Origin of the sequence: Williamsia sterculiae, assembly GCF_900156495.1 — a bacterium.
Classification (GTDB): domain Bacteria; phylum Actinomycetota; class Actinomycetes; order Mycobacteriales; family Mycobacteriaceae; genus Williamsia_B; species Williamsia_B sterculiae.
Genome location: NZ_FTNT01000012.1, coordinates 20395 through 41577, shown reverse-complemented (window position 1 = coordinate 41577; position 21183 = coordinate 20395). Strand labels below are relative to the sequence as shown.

General features: G+C 66.3%; 21 protein-coding genes. 10 read left to right on the top strand and 11 right to left on the bottom strand.

The genetic code is table 11. The features are described 5' to 3' along the window. Nucleotides 1–77: 77 nt before the first annotated feature. The 4 genes from pyk (at nucleotide 78) to BW971_RS17515 (ending at nucleotide 3617) form a co-directional block, all read left to right on the top strand. Nucleotides 78–1499, top strand: coding sequence for a pyruvate kinase (gene pyk, locus BW971_RS17530; RefSeq protein WP_076482291.1), 1422 nt, complete (start codon nucleotides 78–80; stop codon nucleotides 1497–1499). Between the two features lie 23 nt (nucleotides 1500–1522). Beyond that, nucleotides 1523–2395 (top strand): acyl-CoA thioesterase, encoded by an 873-nt coding sequence (locus tag BW971_RS17525; protein WP_076482290.1) that lies wholly within the window; start codon nucleotides 1523–1525, stop codon nucleotides 2393–2395. A 41-nt stretch (nucleotides 2396–2436) separates the two neighbouring features. Then, entirely contained in the window at nucleotides 2437–2964 is a 528-nt protein-coding gene (locus BW971_RS17520; RefSeq protein WP_076482477.1) for a hypothetical protein, read from the top strand. Nucleotides 2965–3254: 290 nt separating this feature from the next. Further along, the gene (locus tag BW971_RS17515; RefSeq protein WP_076482288.1) at nucleotides 3255–3617 is read left to right on the top strand and encodes a VOC family protein; all 363 of its coding nucleotides are present in this window, start codon (nucleotides 3255–3257) and stop codon (nucleotides 3615–3617) included. A 12-nt stretch (nucleotides 3618–3629) separates the two neighbouring features. Here the strand turns inward: BW971_RS17515 and BW971_RS17510 are convergent, their stop codons facing one another. Both BW971_RS17510 and BW971_RS17505 read right to left on the bottom strand, forming a co-directional pair. Then, complete coding sequence (locus BW971_RS17510) at nucleotides 3630–5498, bottom strand: glycoside hydrolase family 15 protein (protein ID WP_076482286.1); 1869 nt, start codon at nucleotides 5496–5498, stop codon at nucleotides 3630–3632. Nucleotides 5499–5588: 90 nt separating this feature from the next. Further along, nucleotides 5589–6293, bottom strand: a complete 705-nt coding sequence (locus BW971_RS17505; RefSeq protein ID WP_076482284.1) for a hypothetical protein — start codon at nucleotides 6291–6293, stop codon at nucleotides 5589–5591. 203 nt (nucleotides 6294–6496) lie between these two features. Between BW971_RS17505 and BW971_RS17500 the strand changes: the two genes are divergently transcribed. Beyond that, nucleotides 6497–7000 carry a YsnF/AvaK domain-containing protein gene (locus BW971_RS17500; protein ID WP_076482282.1) on the top strand — a complete coding sequence of 168 codons (504 nt, stop codon included), beginning with the start codon at nucleotides 6497–6499 and terminating at the stop codon, nucleotides 6998–7000. Here the strand turns inward: BW971_RS17500 and BW971_RS17495 are convergent. After that, a complete protein-coding gene (locus BW971_RS17495; protein ID WP_076482280.1) occupies nucleotides 6987–7898 on the bottom strand; it encodes a hypothetical protein in 912 nt (303 codons plus the stop codon). The two genes, BW971_RS17500 and BW971_RS17495, sit on opposite strands and share 14 nt — an antisense overlap. Before the next feature lie 326 nt (nucleotides 7899–8224). Here BW971_RS17495 and BW971_RS17490 point away from each other — a divergent pair, with 326 nt between their 5' ends. The 3 genes from BW971_RS17490 (at nucleotide 8225) to BW971_RS17480 (ending at nucleotide 11763) form a co-directional block, all read left to right on the top strand. Further along, nucleotides 8225–9124 carry a LysR family transcriptional regulator gene (locus BW971_RS17490; protein ID WP_076482278.1) on the top strand — a complete coding sequence of 300 codons (900 nt, stop codon included), beginning with the start codon at nucleotides 8225–8227 and terminating at the stop codon, nucleotides 9122–9124. A 145-nt stretch (nucleotides 9125–9269) separates the two neighbouring features. Further along, nucleotides 9270–10451, top strand: a complete 1182-nt coding sequence (locus tag BW971_RS17485; RefSeq protein WP_076482275.1) for an NAD-dependent formate dehydrogenase — start codon at nucleotides 9270–9272, stop codon at nucleotides 10449–10451. A 142-nt stretch (nucleotides 10452–10593) separates the two neighbouring features. Next, complete coding sequence (locus tag BW971_RS17480) at nucleotides 10594–11763, top strand: DUF8129 domain-containing protein (RefSeq protein ID WP_076482273.1); 1170 nt, start codon at nucleotides 10594–10596, stop codon at nucleotides 11761–11763. A 14-nt stretch (nucleotides 11764–11777) separates the two neighbouring features. On the opposite strand, the gene BW971_RS17475 is transcribed toward BW971_RS17480, so the two are convergent. The 3 genes from BW971_RS17475 to BW971_RS17465 all read right to left on the bottom strand — a co-directional run bounded on the left by BW971_RS17475 (nucleotide 11778) and on the right by BW971_RS17465 (nucleotide 15097). Then, on the bottom strand, nucleotides 11778–12227 hold the full coding sequence (locus tag BW971_RS17475; RefSeq protein WP_076482270.1) for an SRPBCC family protein: 450 nt from the start codon (nucleotides 12225–12227) through the stop codon (nucleotides 11778–11780). Between the two features lie 31 nt (nucleotides 12228–12258). After that, nucleotides 12259–13845 (bottom strand): phytoene desaturase family protein, encoded by a 1587-nt coding sequence (locus BW971_RS17470; RefSeq protein ID WP_076482268.1) that lies wholly within the window; start codon nucleotides 13843–13845, stop codon nucleotides 12259–12261. Between the two features lie 70 nt (nucleotides 13846–13915). Continuing rightward, on the bottom strand, nucleotides 13916–15097 hold the full coding sequence (locus BW971_RS17465; RefSeq protein WP_076482266.1) for a zinc-dependent alcohol dehydrogenase: 1182 nt from the start codon (nucleotides 15095–15097) through the stop codon (nucleotides 13916–13918). A gap of 259 nt (nucleotides 15098–15356) precedes the next feature. Here BW971_RS17465 and BW971_RS21545 point away from each other — a divergent pair, with 259 nt between their 5' ends. Together BW971_RS21545 and BW971_RS17460 are read left to right on the top strand one after the other, a co-directional pair. Further along, nucleotides 15357–15527: a hypothetical protein gene (locus tag BW971_RS21545; RefSeq protein WP_159441881.1), complete on the top strand. Its 171-nt coding sequence runs from the start codon at nucleotides 15357–15359 to the stop codon at nucleotides 15525–15527. Nucleotides 15528–15620: 93 nt separating this feature from the next. Beyond that, the gene (locus tag BW971_RS17460) at nucleotides 15621–15914 is read left to right on the top strand and encodes a WhiB family transcriptional regulator (protein ID WP_076482264.1); all 294 of its coding nucleotides are present in this window, start codon (nucleotides 15621–15623) and stop codon (nucleotides 15912–15914) included. Nucleotides 15915–15938: 24 nt separating this feature from the next. Here BW971_RS17460 and BW971_RS17455 read toward each other — a convergent pair whose 3' ends face one another. From BW971_RS17455 to BW971_RS17435, 5 genes are read right to left on the bottom strand one after another with little or no spacing between them, the layout of a single operon-like run. Then, the gene (locus BW971_RS17455) at nucleotides 15939–16712 is read right to left on the bottom strand and encodes a TauD/TfdA dioxygenase family protein (RefSeq protein ID WP_076482261.1); all 774 of its coding nucleotides are present in this window, start codon (nucleotides 16710–16712) and stop codon (nucleotides 15939–15941) included. Nucleotides 16713–16738: 26 nt separating this feature from the next. Then, complete coding sequence (locus BW971_RS17450) at nucleotides 16739–17755, bottom strand: D-alanine--D-alanine ligase family protein (RefSeq protein ID WP_076482258.1); 1017 nt, start codon at nucleotides 17753–17755, stop codon at nucleotides 16739–16741. A 7-nt stretch (nucleotides 17756–17762) separates the two neighbouring features. Continuing rightward, nucleotides 17763–19082, bottom strand: a complete 1320-nt coding sequence (locus tag BW971_RS17445) for an ATP-grasp domain-containing protein (RefSeq protein WP_076482256.1) — start codon at nucleotides 19080–19082, stop codon at nucleotides 17763–17765. Further along, nucleotides 19079–19933 carry an O-methyltransferase gene (locus BW971_RS17440; protein WP_076482253.1) on the bottom strand — a complete coding sequence of 285 codons (855 nt, stop codon included), beginning with the start codon at nucleotides 19931–19933 and terminating at the stop codon, nucleotides 19079–19081. Before BW971_RS17440 ends, BW971_RS17445 begins: the two co-directional genes overlap by 4 nt. After that, entirely contained in the window at nucleotides 19930–21162 is a 1233-nt protein-coding gene (locus BW971_RS17435; RefSeq protein ID WP_076482251.1) for a sedoheptulose 7-phosphate cyclase, read from the bottom strand. The genes BW971_RS17440 and BW971_RS17435 overlap by 4 nt, the downstream gene beginning before the upstream one ends. Nucleotides 21163–21183: the final 21 nt, after the last annotated feature.

The window sequence follows — 21183 nt, the reverse complement described above, 5'->3', positions numbered from 1 at the left end:
TGAGGTGAACGTGCACATCGGATGACGACGTCGGTCATCCCACGTCCTCACCCGACCGGGCGGACTACGCTCTAGGCGTGAACCAGCGTCGAACAAAAATAGTCTGCACCCTGGGTCCCGCCACCGCATCCGACGAGAGGGTGCTCGACCTCGTGGAGAGCGGGATGGATGTCGCCCGGCTGAACTTCAGCCACGGCGCCCACGCCGATCATCAGGAGATGTACAAACGCGTTCGCCGGGCGTCCGACATCACCGGTAGGGCGGTGGGTATCCTCGCCGACCTGCAGGGCCCCAAGATCCGTCTGGGCACCTTCGAGAACGGCCGCACCACGTGGGCGACCGGCGAGGAGGTGCGGATCACCGTCGACGACGTCGAGGGTACCCACGACCGGGTGTCGACCACCTACAAGGAACTCGCTGCCGACGCCTCCGCGAACGACCGCCTGCTCGTCGACGACGGCAAGGTCGGATTGGTCGTCACCGACGTCGACGGTGACGACGTGGTCTGCCGGGTGACCGAAGGTGGCCCCGTCAGCAACAACAAGGGTCTGTCCTTGCCCGGGATGAACGTCTCGGTACCCGCGCTGTCCGAGAAGGACATCGCCGACCTGCGATTCGCCCTCGAACTCGGCGTCGACTTCATCGCGCTGTCGTTCGTGCGGTCGCCGTCCGACATCGAACTCGTCCACGAGGTGATGGACAGCGTGGGTCGACGGGTACCGGTGATCGCGAAGCTGGAGAAGCCGGAAGCAATCGACAATCTCGAGGCCATCGTGCTGGCCTTCGACGCGGTGATGGTCGCCCGAGGTGATCTCGGCGTGGAGTTGCCACTCGAAGAGGTTCCGCTGGTGCAGAAGCGGGCGATCCAGATCGCCCGCGAGAACGCCAAACCGGTGATCGTGGCGACCCAGATGTTGGAATCGATGATCGAGAACTCCCGGCCGACGCGCGCCGAGGCCTCCGACGTGGCCAACGCCGTACTCGACGGCGCCGACGCGGTGATGTTGTCGGGTGAGACCTCGGTGGGCAAGTACGTGATGGAGACCGTGCGGACCATGGCCCGTATCGTCACCTCGGTCGAGAACGGGACCCGTGTGGTCCCGCCCCTGAGCCACGTGCCGCGCACCAAACGCGGTGTCATCTCCTACGCGGCCCGCGACATCGGGGAACGGCTGGACGTCAAGGCTTTGGTCGCGTTCACCCAATCCGGGGACACCGTGCACCGCCTCGCGCGCCTGCACACCCGCCTCCCGCTGCTGGCTTTCACCCCGTTGCCGGAGATCCGCAGTCAGTTGGCGTTGAGTTGGGGAACCGAGACGTTCATCGTGCCCAGGGTGGAGAGCACCGATGCGATGATTCGGCAGGTCGACACGTCGTTGTTGCAGATCAGTCGGTTGAAGGCCGGTGATCAGGTGGTCATCGTCGCGGGCGCTCCGCCCGGAACCGTCGGTTCGACCAACCTGATACACGTGCACCGCATCGGCGAGGAGGATCACTGAGCAACGACGACGTCCCGGCGGCCGTGGCCCCCGCCGGCGACGATCTGGCGCAGTTGCTCGCACTCTTCGACCTGGAGAACCCGGAGCCGGACCTGTACGTCGGAGTGCATCCACGGCAGGTCGGGCCGCGGACGTTCGGCGGTCAACTGCTCGCTCAGGGGGTGGTCGCGGCCGGACGGTCCCTGGCGCGCGGTAACCCTCCGGTGCACGCGTTGCATGCGCACTTCATCCGTGGTGGTGACGTGAGCAAACCCTTGGAGTACCGGGTGAGCCGCCTGCGCGACGGCAGGTCGTTCGCGAACCGGCAGATCACGGTCACCCAGGAGGGTGAGGTGGTGTTCGTGATGCTGGTCGCGTTCCAGGACAACGCTGCGGGTCTCGAGCACGCGGTGCCGAGCCCGGAGGTCCCGTATCCGGAGGAACTGCCACCGTTGGGTGAGCACTTCCGCGGTTACGAGGATCGGATCGCGATGTTCATCGACGCCCTGCACCCGATCGACATCCGCTTCGCGAACGACCCCGCCTGGAAGGCGAAGGAGACGGGTGAGCGGTTGGAGAACAACCGGGTGTGGATGCGGACCGACGGACACATGCCCGACGACCCGTTGTTGCATGTGGCGGCCATGTGTTACGCCTCCGACACCACCGTCCTCGACTCGGTGATCACGACCCACGGACTGTCGTGGGGTGTCGACCGACTGTTCGCGGCCACCGTGAACCATTCGATGTGGTTCCACCGTGAATTCCGTTTCGACGAGTGGATGCTCTACGCGACCGAGTCACCGGTTGCCGCCGGATCGCGGGGGATGGGAACCGGCCGGTTCTTCCGGCGCGACGGGGTGCAGGTGACCACGGTGGTGCAGGAGGCGTTGATCAAGTACTTCCCGCCCCGGTGACCGGAGGCGACGGACACGGCCGATCGGGCACACTGGCAACCATGTCGCATCCCCAGCCGCCCACGCACGGTGGCGACCAGTACGGCTTTCAGCCGCCCGAACTGTGGTTACCGCCGGGTGCCGACCTGCCGAAGCGGACGTGGCAACGCCGCAGCCGCCGACCGGTGATCGTGATCTCGACGATCGGTGCGGTCCTGCTCGCGGCCATCGCCGTCGTCGCGGTGGTGTTCGGTGCCGGTGGTCTCACCGATGACACCTTCACCGCCCGAGGCGCGGTGATCCTGACGACGGATCAGTTCACCAACAGCGGCGACTCCTGTCGCGGCACCGGCGATGTGGCCGATCTGCGGTCCGGGACGAAGGTACGAATCGCGGACGCAGACACCGAGAAGGTGCTGGCCGACGGCCGATTGACGGACTCGACGGTCACCCAGGACACCTGCCGTCTCGACTTCGAGATCGGCGACGTCCCGACGAGCGATCACAACTACCTGGTGGTGGTGGGCGTCTCGACTGCGCAGACGGTGACCGAGAACGAACTGCGCGGCGGCATCCGGATCGCACCGTAGCTCCGCGACCCTCCGAACGGTGGCCGGTGGTCGACTGCTGGCCGAAAACTGCGGGAAATCCGATCTCCCGCAGTTTCGGTCAGTTCCTGGTGATACAGCAGCAGGAAAACGCCAATTCAGCGGGAGATCGGATTTCCCGCAGTTTTCGGGATGATCAACCAGCCGCTGCCGTCACGTGCAGAGCCGGTGGGTGCCGAGTTCGCGGAGATCCTCGAGGGCTGACCCGACCACACGACGATCCCGGCCGAAAAGGCGGGCACGATCGTCGTGTCGGCGCCTACGCTGACGGGGTGGCTATCGGATTCGTGAACGCAGTGGTGCTCGATTGTCCCGACACGGTGGCGTTGGGGGAGTTCTATCAACGGGTGCTCGGGGGTGAGTTGAAGACCGACGACCCGGACTGGGTGACGCTCGACTGTGGGCTGGGTAGGGCGCATCTGGCGTTCCAGCCATCCACCGATTACGCCCCACCGGAGTTCCCGGACCCGCACGGTAGTCAGCAGTACCACCTCGACGTGCAGGTCACCGACTTCGACGCCGCGCAGGCACAGTTGATCGAAGCCGGTGCCCGCCCGATCGAGGGCCAGGCGTTCGACGGCTTCCGGGTCTTCCTCGACCCGGTCGGTCACCCGTTCTGCATCGTCCATCACTGATCGGGGTAGAGCTCAACCACCCAGGCGCCGGTCGAGATTGATGGCCGCACTGATCAACGACAGGTGGGTGAATGCCTGCGGCATGTTGCCCAACTGCTCGCCGGTGAGCGCGATCTGCTCGGCGTAGAGACCCAGATGGTTGGCGTAGGTGAACATCTTCTCCAGCGCCAGCCGGGCGTCGGCCAACCGACCGACGCGGGTCAATGCCTCGACGTACCAGAACGAGCACAGTGAGAAGGTGCCCTCGGATCCGTTGAGCCCGTCGTCGCCGTCGCCGGTGTTGTAGCGGAACACCAGTGAGTCGCTGACCAGGTTCTGCTCGATCGCGTGCAGCGTCGCGGTGAACAACTCGTCCGACGGGGACAACAACTTCACCGCGGGGATCAGCAGCAGTGCAGCGTCGAGTTGGTCGCCATCGAGAACCTGGACGAACGACTGGAGCTCGGCATTCCAGCCGTGGTCCATGATCTGGGTGAAGATCTCGTCGCGGACCCGCATCCAGTCGGCGACGTCGCCGGGTAGCCCCCGCTGCCGGCTGATCCGGATCATCCGTTCCAGCGCGACCCACGACATCAACCGGGAGTACACATACCGCTGCGGTGATGATCGTGGTTCCCAGATGCTCTGATCGGGTGTGTCCCAGTTGTCCAGTAGCCAACGGGCCACCTCACACAATTGTTGCCACGAATGTTGCGAGATCCCCGGGCCGTACTTATTGAACAGATAGACCGAATCGATCAGCTCGCCGTAGATGTCCAGTTGCAGTTGATGACCCGCGTCGTTGCCGACGCGTACCGGGGCAGAGCCGCGATATCCCTCCCACGAATCCAGGACCTGCTCGCCGGGTGGTGCGCCACCGTCGATCGTGTACATGAGTCGCAGAGGTCCTCCGGCCTGCTCGTCACCGTCACCACTGAACCGGCAGGTCAGCCAGTCCATGAACGACGAGGCCTCCGCGGTGAACCCCAGTCGCAACAGGGCGTACAACGAGAACGCAGCGTCCCGGATCCACACATACCGGTAGTCCCAGTTGCGTTCGCCGCCGACCTCTTCGGGCAGGCCGCACGTCACCGCGGCGACCACCGCACCCGAGGGCTCGTGGGTCAGCAACTTCAACGCCAGTGCCGACCGATGCACGGTCTCGCGCCATCGTCCCGTGTAATTCGACTGGGATATCCAGTTCTGCCAGAACGCAACGGTGGCGTGAACCCCGTCGGCGGCGCAATCCTTCTCGAATTCGCTGTCGGGGAGGTCATCGAGGGACAACACGAACGTCGCACTCTCACCGGCATCGAGGGTGAACTCGGCCCAGACCACTCCCGAATCCTGTTCCAGGGGTACCGACGCCCTGAGATGCAGGGTCAGATCGTCGGAGACGAGATCGACGCGTCTCTCGTCGCGGTCCTCGATGGTCGTCTGTGCGCGCCCGTAGTCGAACCGGGGTGTCAATTCGGTGCGGAACCGCACGTGACCACGGACACATTCGATGCGACGGACGATCCGGCTGTGGTGATCGGGATCGTTGCTCTTGGTCAACGGCATCAGATCCTGGACCTCGGCGACGCCGTCCTCGCTCATGAAACGGGTGACCAGGACATTCGAATCGGGTAGGTAGAACTGCCGATTGGTGATGTGACCGTCGAGCTGACGTACCGTCCATGCGCCACCGTCATCGGCATCGAGGACAGAGCCGAACACACTGGGCGAATCGAACCGTGGGCAACAGAACCAGTCGATGCGTCCGTCGGTACCCACCAGCGCTGCGGTGCGGAGATCGCCGATCACCCCGTGATCGGCAATCGGGAGATATCGCGGCTCGGAGTTCGTCTCGGCGGCACCCGAATCCGTGTCCACGTGATCTGCATCCCGGCGCGACGTCATGACACCACCGTACGGACACTGACGCCCTGCACCGAGCCGATCGGCTCGATGCAGGGCGCGGTCGTCGCGGCTTCGTTCACCGCGGGCGATCTACTTGGTGTTGATGGTGATCTTCGCGATACCGACCAGCAGTCCCGGCTTCACAGCGTCGGTCTTGAAGGTCTTGTTCAGCAGACCGGCGGCGGTCTCGGAGATGTTGACCTTGGTGCCCTCCAGCACGGCGGTACCGTCCGGATTGGTCTGCAGCGGCTTCAGGGTGCTGCCGTCGAGATCGAAGATCACGGCCTGCTTGGCGGCTTCCTGGCCGTTGGCGAACACGTCACCCATCAGCTTCGAGGTGCCGGGGTCGATGGTGAAGTTCTTCAACTCGACCTTGGTGTCGGCGCTGCTCAGTGAGAAACCGCTGCCCTCGTGGTTGATGATGCCCTGCACGTACGGCTGGATCGAACCGGGCTGGTAGTACTTCACGTTGCCGCCGGTGATCGGGAAGATCAGCGAACCGTCCTCCAGTGTGGCGGACCCGACCGTGCCCGGGGTCAACTTCAGGGTGGTCAACGCATCGGTGAAACCCGGGTCGAGCTTGACCGCGCTGGACTTGCCCGTCAGGTTGGGCACCTCGGCGACCAACTTGCCTTGTTGTGCCGAGGTCGAGGCACCGGCCGCCGTCGACTGCGCCGCCGACGATCCGGACGAACTTCCCGACGACGAGCTGTCGTCTGAACAGGCAGCCACGCCCAGAACCGCGATCGCAGCAATTGCCGACCCGGCGAACATCTTTCGAACAGTGTGTCCCATGTGAGTGTCTCCTCGTTGGTGATCCCGGCTTGTCTGACCGTCTGTCACAGGAACTTCGGAGCAGCCGCGGAGGTGGATGGGTGCAATGCTCGGGAAGAGTCCACTCGGTGGACCGGGCGCGGCAGAGTCGGGCCATCACACGCCGGGCGCTACGGTGAGGTCAGCCGGCTGACGGTTGTCGATACAAGAGATGGGGCGCGCAGATGGTCGACGAAGAGTTGCCCGACGACGGTGAGACCTACGGCGGTTCCGAGACCTACGGACGGCATGCGGCCCGGTCACGACCGCCCACGTCGACCGCCCCTGGCGATGCCACGCTGGTCCGGTCGGAGGAGCGACTCACGGTCGGGGTACAGCGGCACCCGAGCGCCACCGCGCGGTTGGAGAAGTACCTGGTGACCGAGGAACAGACCGTCACCGTCTCCGTCCGTCGTGAGGAGGTACGGGTGGTGTGGGACCAACCGGCGGCGGCAGATGCCGCCGTCTCGACAACCGCGCCCCCTGGCCGCGGCAACCATCCGGACCAGGCCGACTCGGTTGTGCTGCATGCCGAGCAGGTGCGCGTGACCACCGAGTGGGTGCCGGTGGAACGCGCCCGGTTGCGGGTGGTGCAGGTCGCCGACACCGAGACCGTCAGTGCACCGGTGCGATCGGAGCGCATCGAGGTCGACGAGCAGCCGGGTGGGACCGCGGTCACTGATAGCTGATGTACTCCGGCGGTGGGATCAATCCCAAGACCGCCCTCGGCGTCATCATCGGCCGGTCCTCGGTGAAGAACAGTTTGAAACCGGGGTGAAATCTGCTGCTGGTCAGCAGTTCTCGATATTTCGTCAACTTGTCCGGAATGCTGCCGAATCCATCGATATGCGTCACCCCGGCCAGCTCCGGTCGGTTGGCGAGTGTCTCCGGACGGGAGATCATGTCGGGGGTGAACTGGTGCAGGACGAAGAGCTTCTGCGGTAACCGCTTGTCGCGAACGATGCCCGCGAGCCAACCACTGACGTCGTTGACCTCGGCCGCGTCCACGGTTCCGACCTGCTGGCCCGGGATGGCCCCCTGCGGCATCCGCCACTCGGCGTCGAGGGCGAGGCCCACGTCCGGCTCGGCGAGCAGGGGAGCCCACTCGCGGGTCTGCGACATGAAGTCGCACTGACCGGGTTGGATGTCGAGCACCAGCATCTGTCGGTGCCTGCGGGCGGCGTCGAGGTAGGCGCGCGCCTGGCGCATGTCGGTGCCGTGCGAGTAGCAACCGGCTGGGCCGGGCTGAGGATCGGCCACGTGCACGATCAGTTCCATGACTCCGAGCACTGGTTTGGTCGGGGTCTCGTAGGGCTTGGCCACCCGGGCCAGGCGGGCGGCGGCGTCGTCGGGTGTCCCCACCCCGAGATCTCCCAACGCTCCCGATCCCGCTGCGCCGTAGAGAGCGACCACGCGGTGCTCGGGGAAGATCTCTCGTCCCCCGAGTGGCAGGGTCGGCTCGGCGGGGGTGGCCGCGCTGGTCGCGACGGCAGGCAGCGGCGAATCCGGAGTCGGCGAGGTCGGCGCCGGGGTGGAACATCCGCCGAGCAAAAGCACTGACGCGCATCCCACGACCACCGAACCCATCGTGCTTCGTCGCCACGCGCGCCACCCGTCCACAGGCGTACTTCATCACACCGGTGGCCGGGTGGTCACGCACCGGAGCGCGTGTCAGCGCAGGCGTTCTTCTTCCTCGCGTTCGAGCCGCTCGCGCTCCTCCTGACGGCGCTTCTCCTCGTGCTCGATCTCTTCTTCGTGCGGCTTCTTGTCGGTCACGTCCGCTCCTCACTCGATGGGTGTCGTCTCCGGGTCGTGCGAGACGATCCGGAGCGGGCAGCCTGATCGTACGTTCCCGAAGAGGGTCGTCGACCGACACGATCGGTCACACCGATCGTTCGTGATATGAACATGCCGTGCTGTTCCGTCAGTTGGAGTACTTCGTCGCACTCGCCCGCGAACAGCATTTCGCCCGCGCGGCGACGGCGTGTTTCGTCTCTCAACCCGCACTGTCGGAGGCCATTCGCAAACTCGAACACGAGTTGGGGGTCCTGTTGGTCCGCCGAGGCAGCAGCTTCGAGGGCCTGACGCCGGAAGGGGAGCGGCTGGTGCTCTGGGCTCGCCGCATCCTCGCCGACCGGCAGGCGATGCAGCTGGAGGTGACTGCCCTGCGCACCGGCCTGACCGGGGAACTGCGGATGGGTGTCGTCCCGGCGGCCGCGACACGTGCCGCGGAGCTCGCCGACCGTTTCTGCGCCGCCCATCCGTTGGTGCGGGTCCGGTTGGAATCCACGATGCACTCCGACCGGATCGTCGACGGTGTTCGCCGGTTCGAGCTCGACGTGGGTGTCGTGTACCTGAACGGGGTCGACATGGAAGGGCTCACCTCGACACTGCTGTACCAGGAACATCACGTGCTGGTGGTGTCGTCGGAGCTGTTGCATCCCGTCGGCCCCGACACCACCACCTGGGACACGGTGAAGGACCTGCCGCTGTGTCTGTTGCACGGCCGGATGCGTCAACGTATGCGCATCGATGAGGTGGCCTCGCAGCACGGCGTGGTGTTGGAGGCGCGACTGGAGAGCGATTCGGTCGCCACACTCGTCGCCATGGTCAGCACCGGCCGGTGGGCGAGCATCGTGCCCAGAGCGTGGCTCCCGTTGCTGAGAACCGACCCGCACATGTGCGTGATCGAGCTCGACGGTCTGACTCTGGGCGGACCCGTCGCGCTGGTGCGAAACGATGTACGGCCCGCGCCGATCCTGGCCGCCGCACTGGAAGCCGTCGCGGTCCCGCGCGTCGGCCTCACCGACTGAGGTGTGATAGGTCGCGCCTATCGGGTGGTCGGCGACAAGTCTTGGACGCGCCGTCTCCCGAGTAACACGCTGGGGGTACCGCGAGAGCGGGGCAAACCACGGCGGCAGGCGCGCCGCCCCGAGGCAACAGGAGTGATCAGCGAACATGGCAAAGGTCTTGTGTGTGCTCTACCCGGATCCGGTGACGGGGTACCCGCCGGTGTACGCGCGTGATTCGATCCCTGCTGTCGGGCCGTACCCGGACGGCCAGACCCAACCGACGCCGTCGGCGGTCGATTTCACTCCCGGCCAGTTGCTCGGGTGCGTATCCGGTGAACTCGGGCTCCGCGAGTACCTCGAGTCGCAGGGACACGAGTTGGTGGTGACATCCGACAAGGATGGTCCGGATTCGGAGTTCGAGCGTGAACTCGTCGATGCCGACGTGGTCATCTCCCAGCCGTTCTGGCCCGCCTATCTGGATGCGGATCGGATCGCCAAGGCGAAAAGTCTCACGTTGGCGTTGACCGCAGGCATCGGTTCGGATCACGTGGATCTGGATGCCGCGATCAAGCGGAACATCACGGTCGCCGAGGTGACCTACTGCAACAGCATCAGCGTGGCCGAACACGCGGTCATGCAGGTCCTCGCGTTGGTGCGCAACTATCTGCCGTCCCACGAGTGGGTGGTCAACGGTGGTTGGAACATCGCCGATTGTGTCGAGCGCGCCTACGACCTCGAAGGCTTCGACGTCGGTGTGATCGCTGCGGGTCGTATCGGTCAGGCGGTCCTACGCCGCCTGGCGCCGTTCGACGTGAATCTGCACTACTTCGACACCCGCCGGCTGCCGGAGGAGCTGGAGAAGGAACTGAATCTCACGTATCACCCGGATGTGCAGTCGCTGGTCAGTTCGGTCGACATCGTCGACATCCATGCTCCGCTGCACCCGAAGACCTACCATCTGTTCGACAAGAACCTGCTGAATTCGATGCGCCGGGGCTCGTACATCGTCAACACCGCGCGCGCGGAGATCGCCGTGCGTGACGACATCGTCGAGGCGTTGCGTACCGGTCAGCTGGCCGGATATGCCGGTGATGTGTGGTTCCCGCAGCCGCCTGCGCCGGACCACCCGTGGCGCACCATGCCGCACGAGGCGATGACGCCGCATGTGTCCGGGACCACGTTGTCAGCGCAGGCACGGTACGCGGCGGGCACCCGCGAGATCCTGGAGGATTTCTTCGCCGAGAAGCCGATCCGCGACGAGTACCTGATCGTCGAGGGCGGCAAACTCGCCGGTACCGGCGCCCGGTCGTACACCACCGACGACAAGGCCAGTCCCGGCGCGAAGTGAGCTCGGTGCACCCGGTGTGAGATCCGGCACGGGAGTATTCGGCCACAGTTCATGTCGCCGGATACTTCCGCTTCGGTAACGTCGTGGTCACGACGGTCGTCAACGATCGACGACCGGTATGCGTATTGAGGAGCGATCACACATGACCGTCTCGACCACAGCGATTCCCGGCCAGTTGCGCGCACTGCTGGCCTTGACCAACAGCGAGATCCAGGTCGCGGAGACCCGGACCGCACAAGCTCGCACCGAGGCGGTGCGACGCGAGCTGGTGCAGAACGCCGCCAACGCCCGCGCCCGCGCCGAAGCCATCAACGAGGCCCTGCGCGATCAGGGAGTGCTGCGCGAGGTGATCCGCCCCGCGGTCGGCCGACTCGTCGGTGTCGGAAAGCTCGTCGCCGAGCAGGCTCAGCCGCTCGACGAAGCCATCCTGGGTGACCTGGCCCTCGAGCATCAGCTGCTCGACCGGTCCCGTTACCTCAAGGCTCTCGCCGTCGCGGAGGAACACACGGGGGTGGTCGATCTGGCAGACCGGCTGATCACCGCCCACGCGGCGACCGTGGAATGGCTGACCACCGTGCTCGCCGAGGAAGCCTTGGGCGGACCCGTTGCGCTGCGTCGGAGTCCCACCCAGTGGGGTGCGGGTGTCGCGGTTCGTGCGGCGACGCTCCCCGCGTGGATTGCTGCGCGCGGAGTCGACCAGCTCGTGGACACCGTTCGGCGGGTGCCGTCCACGGTGGCCGCGGTCCGCGGTCGTGCCCAGGAAGTCGGCACGGGGGTGGTGGACAGTACGCGCACGCAGGCCGAGAACGCGGTGGACACCATCGCCGCGACGGTCGACTCGGCCGTCGAGACGGGCAAGGAGCGGGTCGCGGCGGTGACCGACGCGGTGGGCTCCACGGTCGACACGGCTGTGGAGACGGGTAAGGAGCGGGTCGCGGCGGTGACCGACGCGGTGGGCTCCACGGTCGATGATGCGGTCGCGACACTGGAGAACAGTGTGACCGCCGGCCGCGAAGCCGCGCTGGACGCCGCGGAGTCGACTGCCCGCGACAGCGGTGCCACCGGTCTGGCCGAGGCGGTGCGTTCTCTGCGCGAGTCGACAGGAACGGTCACCGCCGAGCAACTCCCCATCGGTGATTACGACTCGCTCAACGTCGGCGAGGTGGTCGCCGCGATCCGCGACATCGAGGACGCCCGAGACATCCGGGTCGTCGTCGCCTACGAGGAGGCGCACAAGGATCGGCAAGGCGTCATCTCGGCCGCCCAGACGCGACTGGCGGCGATCGCGCAGGAAGTGGTGGGACTCAACTGATCCGGTGGCCCGGCTCAGGCCGGGCCACCTCGGTCGGGACGGCGCTGCGCCAACAGCGCCAAGCGCACCAGACACTCGCGCAACCGCGGGGCCACAGCCGTGAACTGCACCGGATACGGGATCCACGACACCGGTGCGGTTTCGGCGTACTCATCCATGGCCAGCCGCGATCCCTCGGCGGCGGGTTCCACCGTGACCGACACCCTGGCCTTCCCGGCGGGCCAGGCCCGTGCCGAGAGGACCAGCGCGTTGTCCGGAGCCGGCAACGACTCGGTGATGTCGTCGATCACCAAGGGCCACAGTCCCACTGAGTGGTGTATCCGTGACCCGGGTGCCGGCCAGTGCGCGTCGACATCCCGAATGCGCGACGCTCCCACGACCCAGGAGGCGTACAACCACCCGTCGGCGAGTACCGACCACACCTGCTCCGGGGTGGCAGGGGTGGTGTGTGTGATCCGTCTCATCGGCTCCGCCTCGTCGTGGGATGCATCTGCGTCATCGCGACAGGTGCCCGATCAACCAATGGGTACCGCGCCGTCGCGGAAGACCTCGGAGGCCATCGCAGGCCAGTGCGGCGAGGGCTGCGTTGTTCCCGCAGGCGCCGTGTACGCCCCCACCGGGATGTGCGGCGGCGCTGGCCAGGTAGAGCCCACGGATGGCTGTCTCCGCGCCACCGAGCCCCGGAGTCGGACGGAATATCAACTGCTGGAACAGTTGTGCCGTACCACCGTTCACGGCGCCCGCGTGCAGATTCTGATCCTCCCCGTGTAGTTCGGAGGGAGTGTGGACGTGTCGCCCGACGATGAGCTCTCCGAAGCCGGGTGCATATTCCTCGAGCACGGCATCGGTGTGGGCGGCAAGCCGCAGCGCCGAGTCGTCGTCGCTGATGTCTCGCGGCAGATGTGTGTACGCCCACGCACTCTCGGTACCTGCCGGTGAGCGGGTCGGGTCGGCCGTGGTCATCTGGCCGAACAGCAGGAACGGTCGACGGGGTACCACTCCCGTGTTGAGGTCGGCCATCCACCGCACCAGGCCACGTGTGTCCGCGCCGAGGTGCACCGTGCCGGCTCCGCCGAGGTTGGGGCTGTTCCACGGAATGCGTTCACGCAGCGCATAATCCACCTTGACCACCGGAGTGTCCCAGTCGAATCTGCCGATGTCGCGCGTCAACCGGGACGGAACGTCCGAAGGTGCGAGCAACTGGTTGTACAACATCGGCGCGGAGACGTCGGCGAGCACTGCGCGCCGCGCACTCCAGTGGTGACCGTCTGCGGTAAGTACGCCTGTGGCACGACCGCCGGACACGTCGATGTGATCGACACGGTGGCCCAACAGAACCCTCACACCCGCCGACTCGGCACGTCGCACCAACGCGGCAGCCAGTTCACCGGCACCACCCACCGGGACCGGGAATCCGGAGTCCTGGGCGAGCATGGTCAGCAGATATCCCATCATCCCGCTGCCCGGTGCGTCGAGCGGGATGTCGGCGTGCATCGCGTTGCCCAGCAACAGCAATCGTGCGTGTTCGGACCGGAACAGCTCGGTCACCATCCGGTTGGCGGGCAACACGAAGAATCGGGCCAGCCGGAGCGCGTCACCGGTGCCGACGGCTCGCAGCAACTGCAGGGGTCCGCGGGTGGGTGGGAACGGTCGGAACAGGGTGTTGAGCAACGCCGGTCGGATTGCGCGCCATTGCGTCACCAGCTCCATCCACGCGTCACCGTCGCGCGCATCGTGACGGCTCAATTCCGCCGCGGTGTCCGATGGGTCCGGGTGGACCACCGCGGCTTGGTCGTCGTCCGGAGCTGCGGGGTGACCGAACGGGATCGGCGCCCGACTCCAGCGCAGCCCGTGCGCCTCGAGCTCCAGTCCCTCGAAGCCCGGCGACGCGACGGCGAGCGGGTAGAACGCACTGAACAGATCGGCTCGGTACCCGGGCACGAGCTCGGCACTGGCAACCGCACCGCCTGCCACCGCACGGGACTCGAGCACGGTGACATCCCAGCCGGCGTCGGCCAATCGGATGGCGGAGATCAGACCGTTGTGGCCGGCTCCGATGACGACCGCGTCCGAGGTGCTCATCGCATCTCTCCTCGCGTTACGTGGGGCGGGCCTCGTGGGTCCGTCCTGCCAGCTTAGGTGTCGTTCGCGGTCACGGTTTCAGGAGCACCTTGACCGCGCCGTCCTGCTTCTTCTGGAAGATCTCATAGGCGCGGGGTGCCTCGTCGAGAGGCAATTCGTGGGTGGCAAAGCTGTCGACGCCCAACGGGTCGTCGTCGGTGAGCAGCGGCATGATCTCGGGTACCCACCGTTTCACGTTGGCCTGCCCCATTCGGAGGGTGACCTGCTTGTCGAACATGGTGAACAGCGGCAACGGGTCTGCGGCGCCGCCGTAGACGCCGACCAGCGAGATGGTGCCCCCTCGACGGACCGTGTCGACCGCGGTGTTGACGGCCGCCAACCGGTCGACCCCGGCGGTCTTCATCATCGGGGCGGCGACGGCATCGGGCAGGTGTGCCGTCATCTTCTGCAGGAGGCTCGCTCCGGGTGATCCGTGCGCTTCCATGCCGACCGCGTCGATCACCGACTCGGGTCCGATGCCGTCGGTCAGCTCGCGGATGACATCGGCGGTGTCACCGCCCTCGGTGGCCAGATCGACGGTCTCGATACCCCGATCCCGTGCCCGCGCAAGGCGTTCGGGTACCAGGTCGACCGCGATGACTCGAGCGCCGAGATGACTCGCGACGCGAGCCGCCATGTCACCGATGGGGCCGAGCCCCAACACCACGACGGTACCGCCGTCGGGGATGTTCGCGTAACGGACAGCCTGCCAAGCGGTCGGCAGCACGTCGGAGAGATAGGTGAAACGACTGTCGGGCGGGCCGGGTGGCACCGGGATGTGCGTGAAATCGGCGTGCGGGACGCGCAGATACTCGGCCTGGGCACCCGGCACCGAACCGTAGAGCTCGGAGTAGCCGAACAGTGCGGCGCCGGTCCCCTGGGAGCGGACCTGGGTGGTTTCGCACTGGGTGGGCAACCCGGTGTCACACATCAGACAATGTCCGCATGCGATCTGGAAAGGAATCACCACACGGTCACCGACCGTCAGTGTGGTGACCGCCGAACCGACCTCCACCACCTCGCCCATGGGTTCGTGACCGACGATGTCACCGGGTCTCATGAAGGCCCCGAGGACCTCGTAGAGATGCAGGTCGGAACCGCAGATGTTGGTGGTGGTCATCTTGACGATGGCGTCCGTCGAATCCGTGATCTGTGGATCGGGGACCTGCTCTACCCTGATGTCCCGACGTCCCTGCCAGGTGACAGCTTTCATGTGCACACTCCTCGTCCCGACGTGCGATCGGCTACCTGAGCATCGCCGTCGTTAATCGACATCGGTACAGCGCGCATGTTTCGACTGCCGAACCCGACCCTACGCCGAGTGTCGACCGAGCGAGTCGACGAAGAGTGGTTGACATACCGAGAACCGCTGTGGTCGAGCGTGATTGGTAATGATGACGGCGCCCGCACCCACCCCGCTCTCGGTGGTCACCGCATCCGCGTAGGGTAACGGCAGAGGGCAGGAGGCTGTGATGACCGGAAACCGTGATGACGACCTCGCCGAGACCGTCGACGAACTCGAGGAGAACGTCAACTCCGAACGGGGTGGCGACGCCGCAGATCGCCACGTGGCAGATGCCGGCGATGGTGCCTCCGACGCGGATGCGGATGAGGGGCGGCCGACCGTCGAACCACCGGACTGACGTCACCGGTTCGACGGTGGCGGATGTCAAGCGTTTGAATTCTGCGGGCGCCAAAGCTGTTGTGGACCGGGGTGCCTGACCGACGATGCGGGTATGGACGGATACCGCCCCGACCAGGCGCATGTGGACGACATCTCGGAGTGGAATTGGCAGGTCCGCGGGCGGTGCTGCGGCGCCGACGTGGATCCGGAGCTCTTCTTCGAACCCATCGGTCGCGAGTCGTCGGCCGCCCGCCGCCGTCGCGAGGAGCAGGCCACCTCGGTCTGCCGTGACTGCCCGGTGTTGCGCCAATGCCGCGAGCACGCGGTGCGCGCCGGTGAGCGGTGGGGTGTCTGGGGTGGGTCGTCCGCCGCCGAGCTCACCCGGACCGTTGCCCGGTCCGCCTGACGGATAACGGGGACCCTGGCGCGGTCACCACGGGCCCGCGACCATCCCGCGATGCATCACCCGGTCACCGACCACCCCGGAATGGTCGGCGCGATGCATCACGCATCGGTTGTCCCAGATGACCACGTCGCCTGCTGCCCATTGGTGTCGGAGAAGGTTGGTTTCGCGAGTCGAGTGCTCATACAGGTGGGTGACGATCGCGGCCGACTCGTCGGGAGTCATACCGTCCACCGCGACACATCGTTGCGGCGTCGAGAGATACAGGGCCGTTCTGGCGGAGATCGGGTGACGGAGGAAGAGGGGATGCCGGGCCGTGGTCTCGGCGTCGTCGCCGAGGTCGAGACCGGTCACCACGTGAGTCACCTGACACCCGGTGAGGGATCGCCGTAGTTCGGTCGGCAGTGTGTCGTAGGCGGCGTACTGGTCGCTGAACAGCGTCTGACCACCACATCGGGGTACGTCGACGGCGCGCAGTGCGGTGTACACCGGGGGGCGGGCCACATAGCTGGTATCGACGTGGAAGCTCGAGCGTGGTGGTGTCGCGCGTCCGATGTTGCTGATGACGTTGAGATCCGGATGGTCGGGCACTGGCGTCTCGCCGACGGTGAACATCATCGGCCCCAGACTGTGCAGGAACCGGGTGAACGCGCTGTCATCCGTGTGGTGCTGACCCGGCACGACGACGACCCCGACGCGGGCCAGCAGGCCGACCAGTTCGTCCCGATCGGCGTCGTTCAACGCATCGACCCGGAGGTCGGACACGCGAGCTCCGAGCGGTCGTGTCAGTGCTGCGTCCACGAGTCCTCCTCATGTCGTCGGACGGGTCAGGCGAACAGTTCTCCGAGCGCGATGTCGAAGAGCCGGGCGGGGTCGATGCCGGCGGCAGCAGCCATCGTGGTGAGCACACTGCCCCGGGCGAACGAGTTGTAGAGACCCGCCTCGAGAAACCATGGTCTGCCGACCGGATCGATCCGGAAATCGAACAGGCTGTAGTGCCGGCACCCCAGAGCGACGTGACAGCGCCGCGCCGCCTCCCACACCGCCGAGGTGATCGGGTCGTCCGGCGGGACGACCCAGGCCCGGGACACGTCCTTGGCGACCAGGAACAGCTCACCGGACTCGTTGCGGGCCAGTTTGTCTCGGGCGGTGCGAACCGGTGAGACGTCCGGGTCGACGGCGTATTCCTCCAACGGCAGACACCGCAGCGACCCGGCGTCGACGACGACGCCGCAGCGCACCTCGCGGCCGAGTTCGACATAGCGTTCCACCAGTGCGGCGTTCGAGTGCTGCGTTGCGACGGCCACCGCCGCGGCGAGATCCGCGGGGTCTCGCACCAGGGTGACCCCGACCGAGTTGTCGGCATCCACGGGTTTGACGACCATCGGTGGATGCAGGGTGGTGGCGCCGACACCCCGCACGACCTCGGCATCCGGCACGTCCACCCCGGCTCCTGCGACGATGCTGCGCGCGATCGACTTGTCCGCGGTGATGGCCATGGCGGTCGGGGTGTTGCCGACATACGGAATCCCGAGGACGTCGAGCAGCGCCCGGTACGACGTCATCCCGGTTCGGCAGAACATTTGTGGCAGTGCCGCGTCGACGCCGCTGGCGGCGATGTGGTCCAGGGCGGCTCGCAGCGGCAACGCTGATGCGGCGGCGATGGAGTCCGGGTCGAACGCAGCGGGGAACCGCCACAGTCCGTCGGGACCGACGTAGGCGAGTAGGAATCGGTAGCGCGCGGAATCGGTGAGTGTGGACACGCAGTCGGCGGCGTACAAGCGCGACAACTCGGCGTGGAAGTCGTCGGTGGGTGACCCGGCGAGATGCAGGATGGTTCGCACGGTGGGCTCAGTCCCCGCCGGTCTCGACGAGTTTGCCGATGTTGAAGTCGATCCGACTCCATCCGCGTCCCGAACGCAGGCTGCGGATGAGCAACGACGGGATCTGCAGATGGTGCACCATGAGATAGGGCAATGGGTCGTCCCAGGTGAAGATCGCGTCGGTGCCCCGCACGATGGTGCTCAACCGAGCGCGACGATTGTGTTGGGTCAGCAATCGCCACAGCTCGTGATAGATCCAGTAGGTGGCGCGCGCCGTGGGGCGGGGTTCGATGACGGGGTGGCCGGTCTGCAGATATGCGGCGGCAACGTCGGGGTGGTCGTAGAACATCGTGATCGCCGAGTGGGTGCGTGGGTTGCACTCGATGGCGTACACCGTACCGTCTGCGCTCTCGATGAAGTCGAATGACAACTGTCCGGTGACCTGCAGCCCGGACACGAAGTGCTCCACCCATGACCGGATCTCGGGTTTGTCGATCATCGCGTAGTTGATCTGGAACGCCGAGGACTCGCAGCAGCCGTAGACCTGGAGCCGTCCGTCGCGGACGGTGCCGTGGGTGCAGAACTCGGTGCCGTCGATGAACTCCTGCAGGATCCAGGGATCGTCGGGCGAGATGTCGCGGGCGCGGGCGACCGCCCTGTTGTGCTCGGGCGTGGTCGCACGCAGCGGGGTGAGATCCATCCGGCCCACGGGGTTGTAGGCGATGCGCTTGAGGATGTACGTCCGGTCGGGTGGGAAATCGAACGTCTCGACCTGTGCGGCGTCGGTGATGAGCACGAAGTCGGGAACGCGCAGTCCGAACGACTCCGCGGTCCGGGAGAACGCGGCCTTGTCGTCGAGGGTGCGCACCGTCGCGGGGTCGGCGTGCACGGTGTCGCAGACCCCCGCGAGCACCGCCCCGGCGTCGGCGTCGGCGGCACTGCCCGCGGGACTCGACACCGGCACGAAGACGTCGGCGTCCTCGAGGCGGGCCACCGCGGCCACCGCGTCCGCGTAACCCGGAGCGGTCGCCTCGGGCACACAATGGAACGCATCGACGGCCCGCGAGAACCGGTGGCCGGTCCAGCGGTACTTGCCGGATTCCACCAGTACGACGCGATGTCCGGCAGCGTGGAACGATCGGGCCAGTTGCAACGCTTTGGTCATCTTGCCCCCGCTGATCAGCACCGTCTTGCGGTCGGTGGCCGAGACCCTTTCCACGACGGGTGGGTGACGGAACCTGCGGGTGGCCAACGCTGCGCCGACCAGCACCAGATCGACGGGCAACGTGGCCGTCAGACCCACCAGCGCTCCCACGGTCCTGAGGGAGTCCCGGGAGACGACGGTCACCGTTCCCCCGTGGCCGGGGCGAGACGGCGAATGAGGGTGAGGCCGTCACGCACGGGTATCAGCACCTGCTCGACGCGGGGATCCGCGGCCACCACCTCGTTGAACTCGGCGATGGCCGCCCCGTTGGTCGAGCGGCTCTCGGCTACCAGATACGGCTCACCCTGGAGAAGGGTGTTGTCCACGGCGATCACGGCATGGTCGGTCAGCAGATCGCTGTCGAGAAGCGTGTTCAGGTAGTCGATGTAGCCGGCCTTGTCGGCGTCGATGAACACCAGGTCGAAACGGGAATCCGGTCCGGAGCGGGACTGCGAGGCGAGCCGTCGCAGCGTGTCGGTGGCCGGACCGACCTCGATGGTCACCCGCTTGCCGGCGACGGACGCGTTCAGCAGTTCGCGCGCCCGTCCGGCCACCTTGCGGTCGAGCTCGCAGGCCACCACCGATCCTTCTCGGGGTAGTGCCTCGGCCATCGCCAGCGCCGAGTAACCGGTGAACACGCCGATCTCCAGGACACGCGTCGCGCGTGTCATGGTGACGAGAAATCGGAGCAACCGGCCCTCGACATGTCCCGACAGCATCTCTTTCTCCACGAACCCGTCCGCCGCATCGTCGGCGTCCCAGTCGATCTCACGAGTCGACCGGGCCAGGTCGGCCAACGCGGGTGACTCCGGTGACGTACACCCGTCGAGGTAGGGATCGAGTCCGGCGGCGATGTCACGGACCCGTCGTAACCGGGCCGTCGTCGCCGGCTCGATGCCCTCGAAGCGGTCCAGGTCGGCGCAGATCCGATCGAGTTCTGCGGCGACGATGGTGGTCGGGGTGACCGGTCGCGCGGCCACTCGCGGTCCGGTCACGACGAGACGGTGGGCGACGCCGTGTCGGCGAGTGTGAACATGTCGACCCCGTCACCCTCCCGGGCGTGGTCGAAGCAGATCTTCTTGTGTAGACGCAGTGCATCCGTGAGCTCTTCGGTGGTCACGTCGTTGAGGAACCGGCACGATCCGATGGGATCGGGGATGGCCGCCCGCAGCAGGCCGTCGCGGGTCCGCAGGATTGATGCCGTTGCGGCGGTCAGCAGTTCCGGGGTGAGATGTTCGCTGTCCAGGGCCAGACCCAGATCGCTCATCACCGTCAGCACCCGGTCGCGGTCGGCGATGGTGAGGTGCCCGCGCAGTTCGGCCAGCGTGGTCGACAGGGCCATGTCGATGGCGATGGCGTGTCCGTGGAAGAACGGCACCGGCGGCGTCAATTCCAGAGTCGGACTCCAGGTGTGACCGAACGCGATGACGCGGTCGAGGTCGATCTCGTGGAGGTTCGGCGCCTCGAGCTCCAACATCGTGGCGATGGCCTCATAGGTCACCCGGCCGCCGATGGCACGCAACTCAGGAGTTCCGTCGAGGTGTCCGAACCGGGTGCGCAACAGGTCGGGTCCGTGCTTCTCCAGGAGCTCGAAGATCTCCAGGTTCCCGACCACCGAGATCTTGATCAGCTCAGCCATCCCGTTGCGCACCTGATCCTCCGGCAGCGTGGCCAAGAACGAGAAGTCCAGGATCACCAGCTCCGAGGCGTGGTATGCGCCCAGTCGGTTCTTGTGCTTGCCGTAATTCACCGCGACCTTGATCGACACACTGGCGTCGATCAGTCCGATCAAGGTGGTGGGAATACGGATGTACGGGGTGTTGCGTCGATAGCTGGCACAGGCGTAACCGGCGACGTCGGTGGTCAGCCCCCCGCCGACCACCAGCACGGGTTCGGTACGCACCAGCCCGAAGGCGTCGAACGCCGCCACGATCTGTTCGAATGTCTCCAGCGACTTGGCCGTCTCGCGAATCTGCACTCCCACCACGGTCAGTGCGATCCGGTGGTGTTCGAAGTAGGCCTCGATCTGCGCGCCGTAGAGTCGTTCGACCGTCTCGTCCGCAACCATCAAGCACCGCCCATAGGGCCGGTACCGGTCGGCGAGTTCGGCATTGTCGATGTCGAACACGCCGTCGACGTAGACGAGGTCGTACTCGATCTTCTCGTAACCCTCGACGTGGAAAGACCTGCTGTCGGCGGTGACCGCAGCTTGTAGGTTGCTCACGGAGTCTCCTGGTTCATGGCC

What these genes read in the sequence shown, in the direction of transcription:
- BW971_RS17520 (WP_076482477.1), top strand. Translation starts at nt 2,437, where the DNA reads ATGTCGCATCCCCAGCCGCCCACGCACGGTGGCGACCAGTACGGCTTT.
- BW971_RS17480 (WP_076482273.1), top strand. Translation starts at nt 10,594, where the DNA reads ATGACCGTCTCGACCACAGCGATTCCCGGCCAGTTGCGCGCACTGCTG.
- BW971_RS17470 (WP_076482268.1), bottom strand. Translation starts at nt 13,845, where the DNA reads ATGAGCACCTCGGACGCGGTCGTCATCGGAGCCGGCCACAACGGTCTG.
- BW971_RS21545 (WP_159441881.1), top strand. Translation starts at nt 15,357, where the DNA reads ATGACCGGAAACCGTGATGACGACCTCGCCGAGACCGTCGACGAACTC.
- BW971_RS17495 (WP_076482280.1), bottom strand. Translation starts at nt 7,898, where the DNA reads ATGGGTTCGGTGGTCGTGGGATGCGCGTCAGTGCTTTTGCTCGGCGGA.
- BW971_RS17460 (WP_076482264.1), top strand. Translation starts at nt 15,621, where the DNA reads ATGGACGGATACCGCCCCGACCAGGCGCATGTGGACGACATCTCGGAG.
- BW971_RS17475 (WP_076482270.1), bottom strand. Translation starts at nt 12,227, where the DNA reads ATGAGACGGATCACACACACCACCCCTGCCACCCCGGAGCAGGTGTGG.
- BW971_RS17465 (WP_076482266.1), bottom strand. Translation starts at nt 15,097, where the DNA reads ATGAAAGCTGTCACCTGGCAGGGACGTCGGGACATCAGGGTAGAGCAG.
- BW971_RS17505 (WP_076482284.1), bottom strand. Translation starts at nt 6,293, where the DNA reads ATGGGACACACTGTTCGAAAGATGTTCGCCGGGTCGGCAATTGCTGCG.
- BW971_RS17500 (WP_076482282.1), top strand. Translation starts at nt 6,497, where the DNA reads ATGGTCGACGAAGAGTTGCCCGACGACGGTGAGACCTACGGCGGTTCC.
- BW971_RS17510 (WP_076482286.1), bottom strand. Translation starts at nt 5,498, where the DNA reads ATGACGTCGCGCCGGGATGCAGATCACGTGGACACGGATTCGGGTGCC.
- BW971_RS17485 (WP_076482275.1), top strand. Translation starts at nt 9,270, where the DNA reads ATGGCAAAGGTCTTGTGTGTGCTCTACCCGGATCCGGTGACGGGGTAC.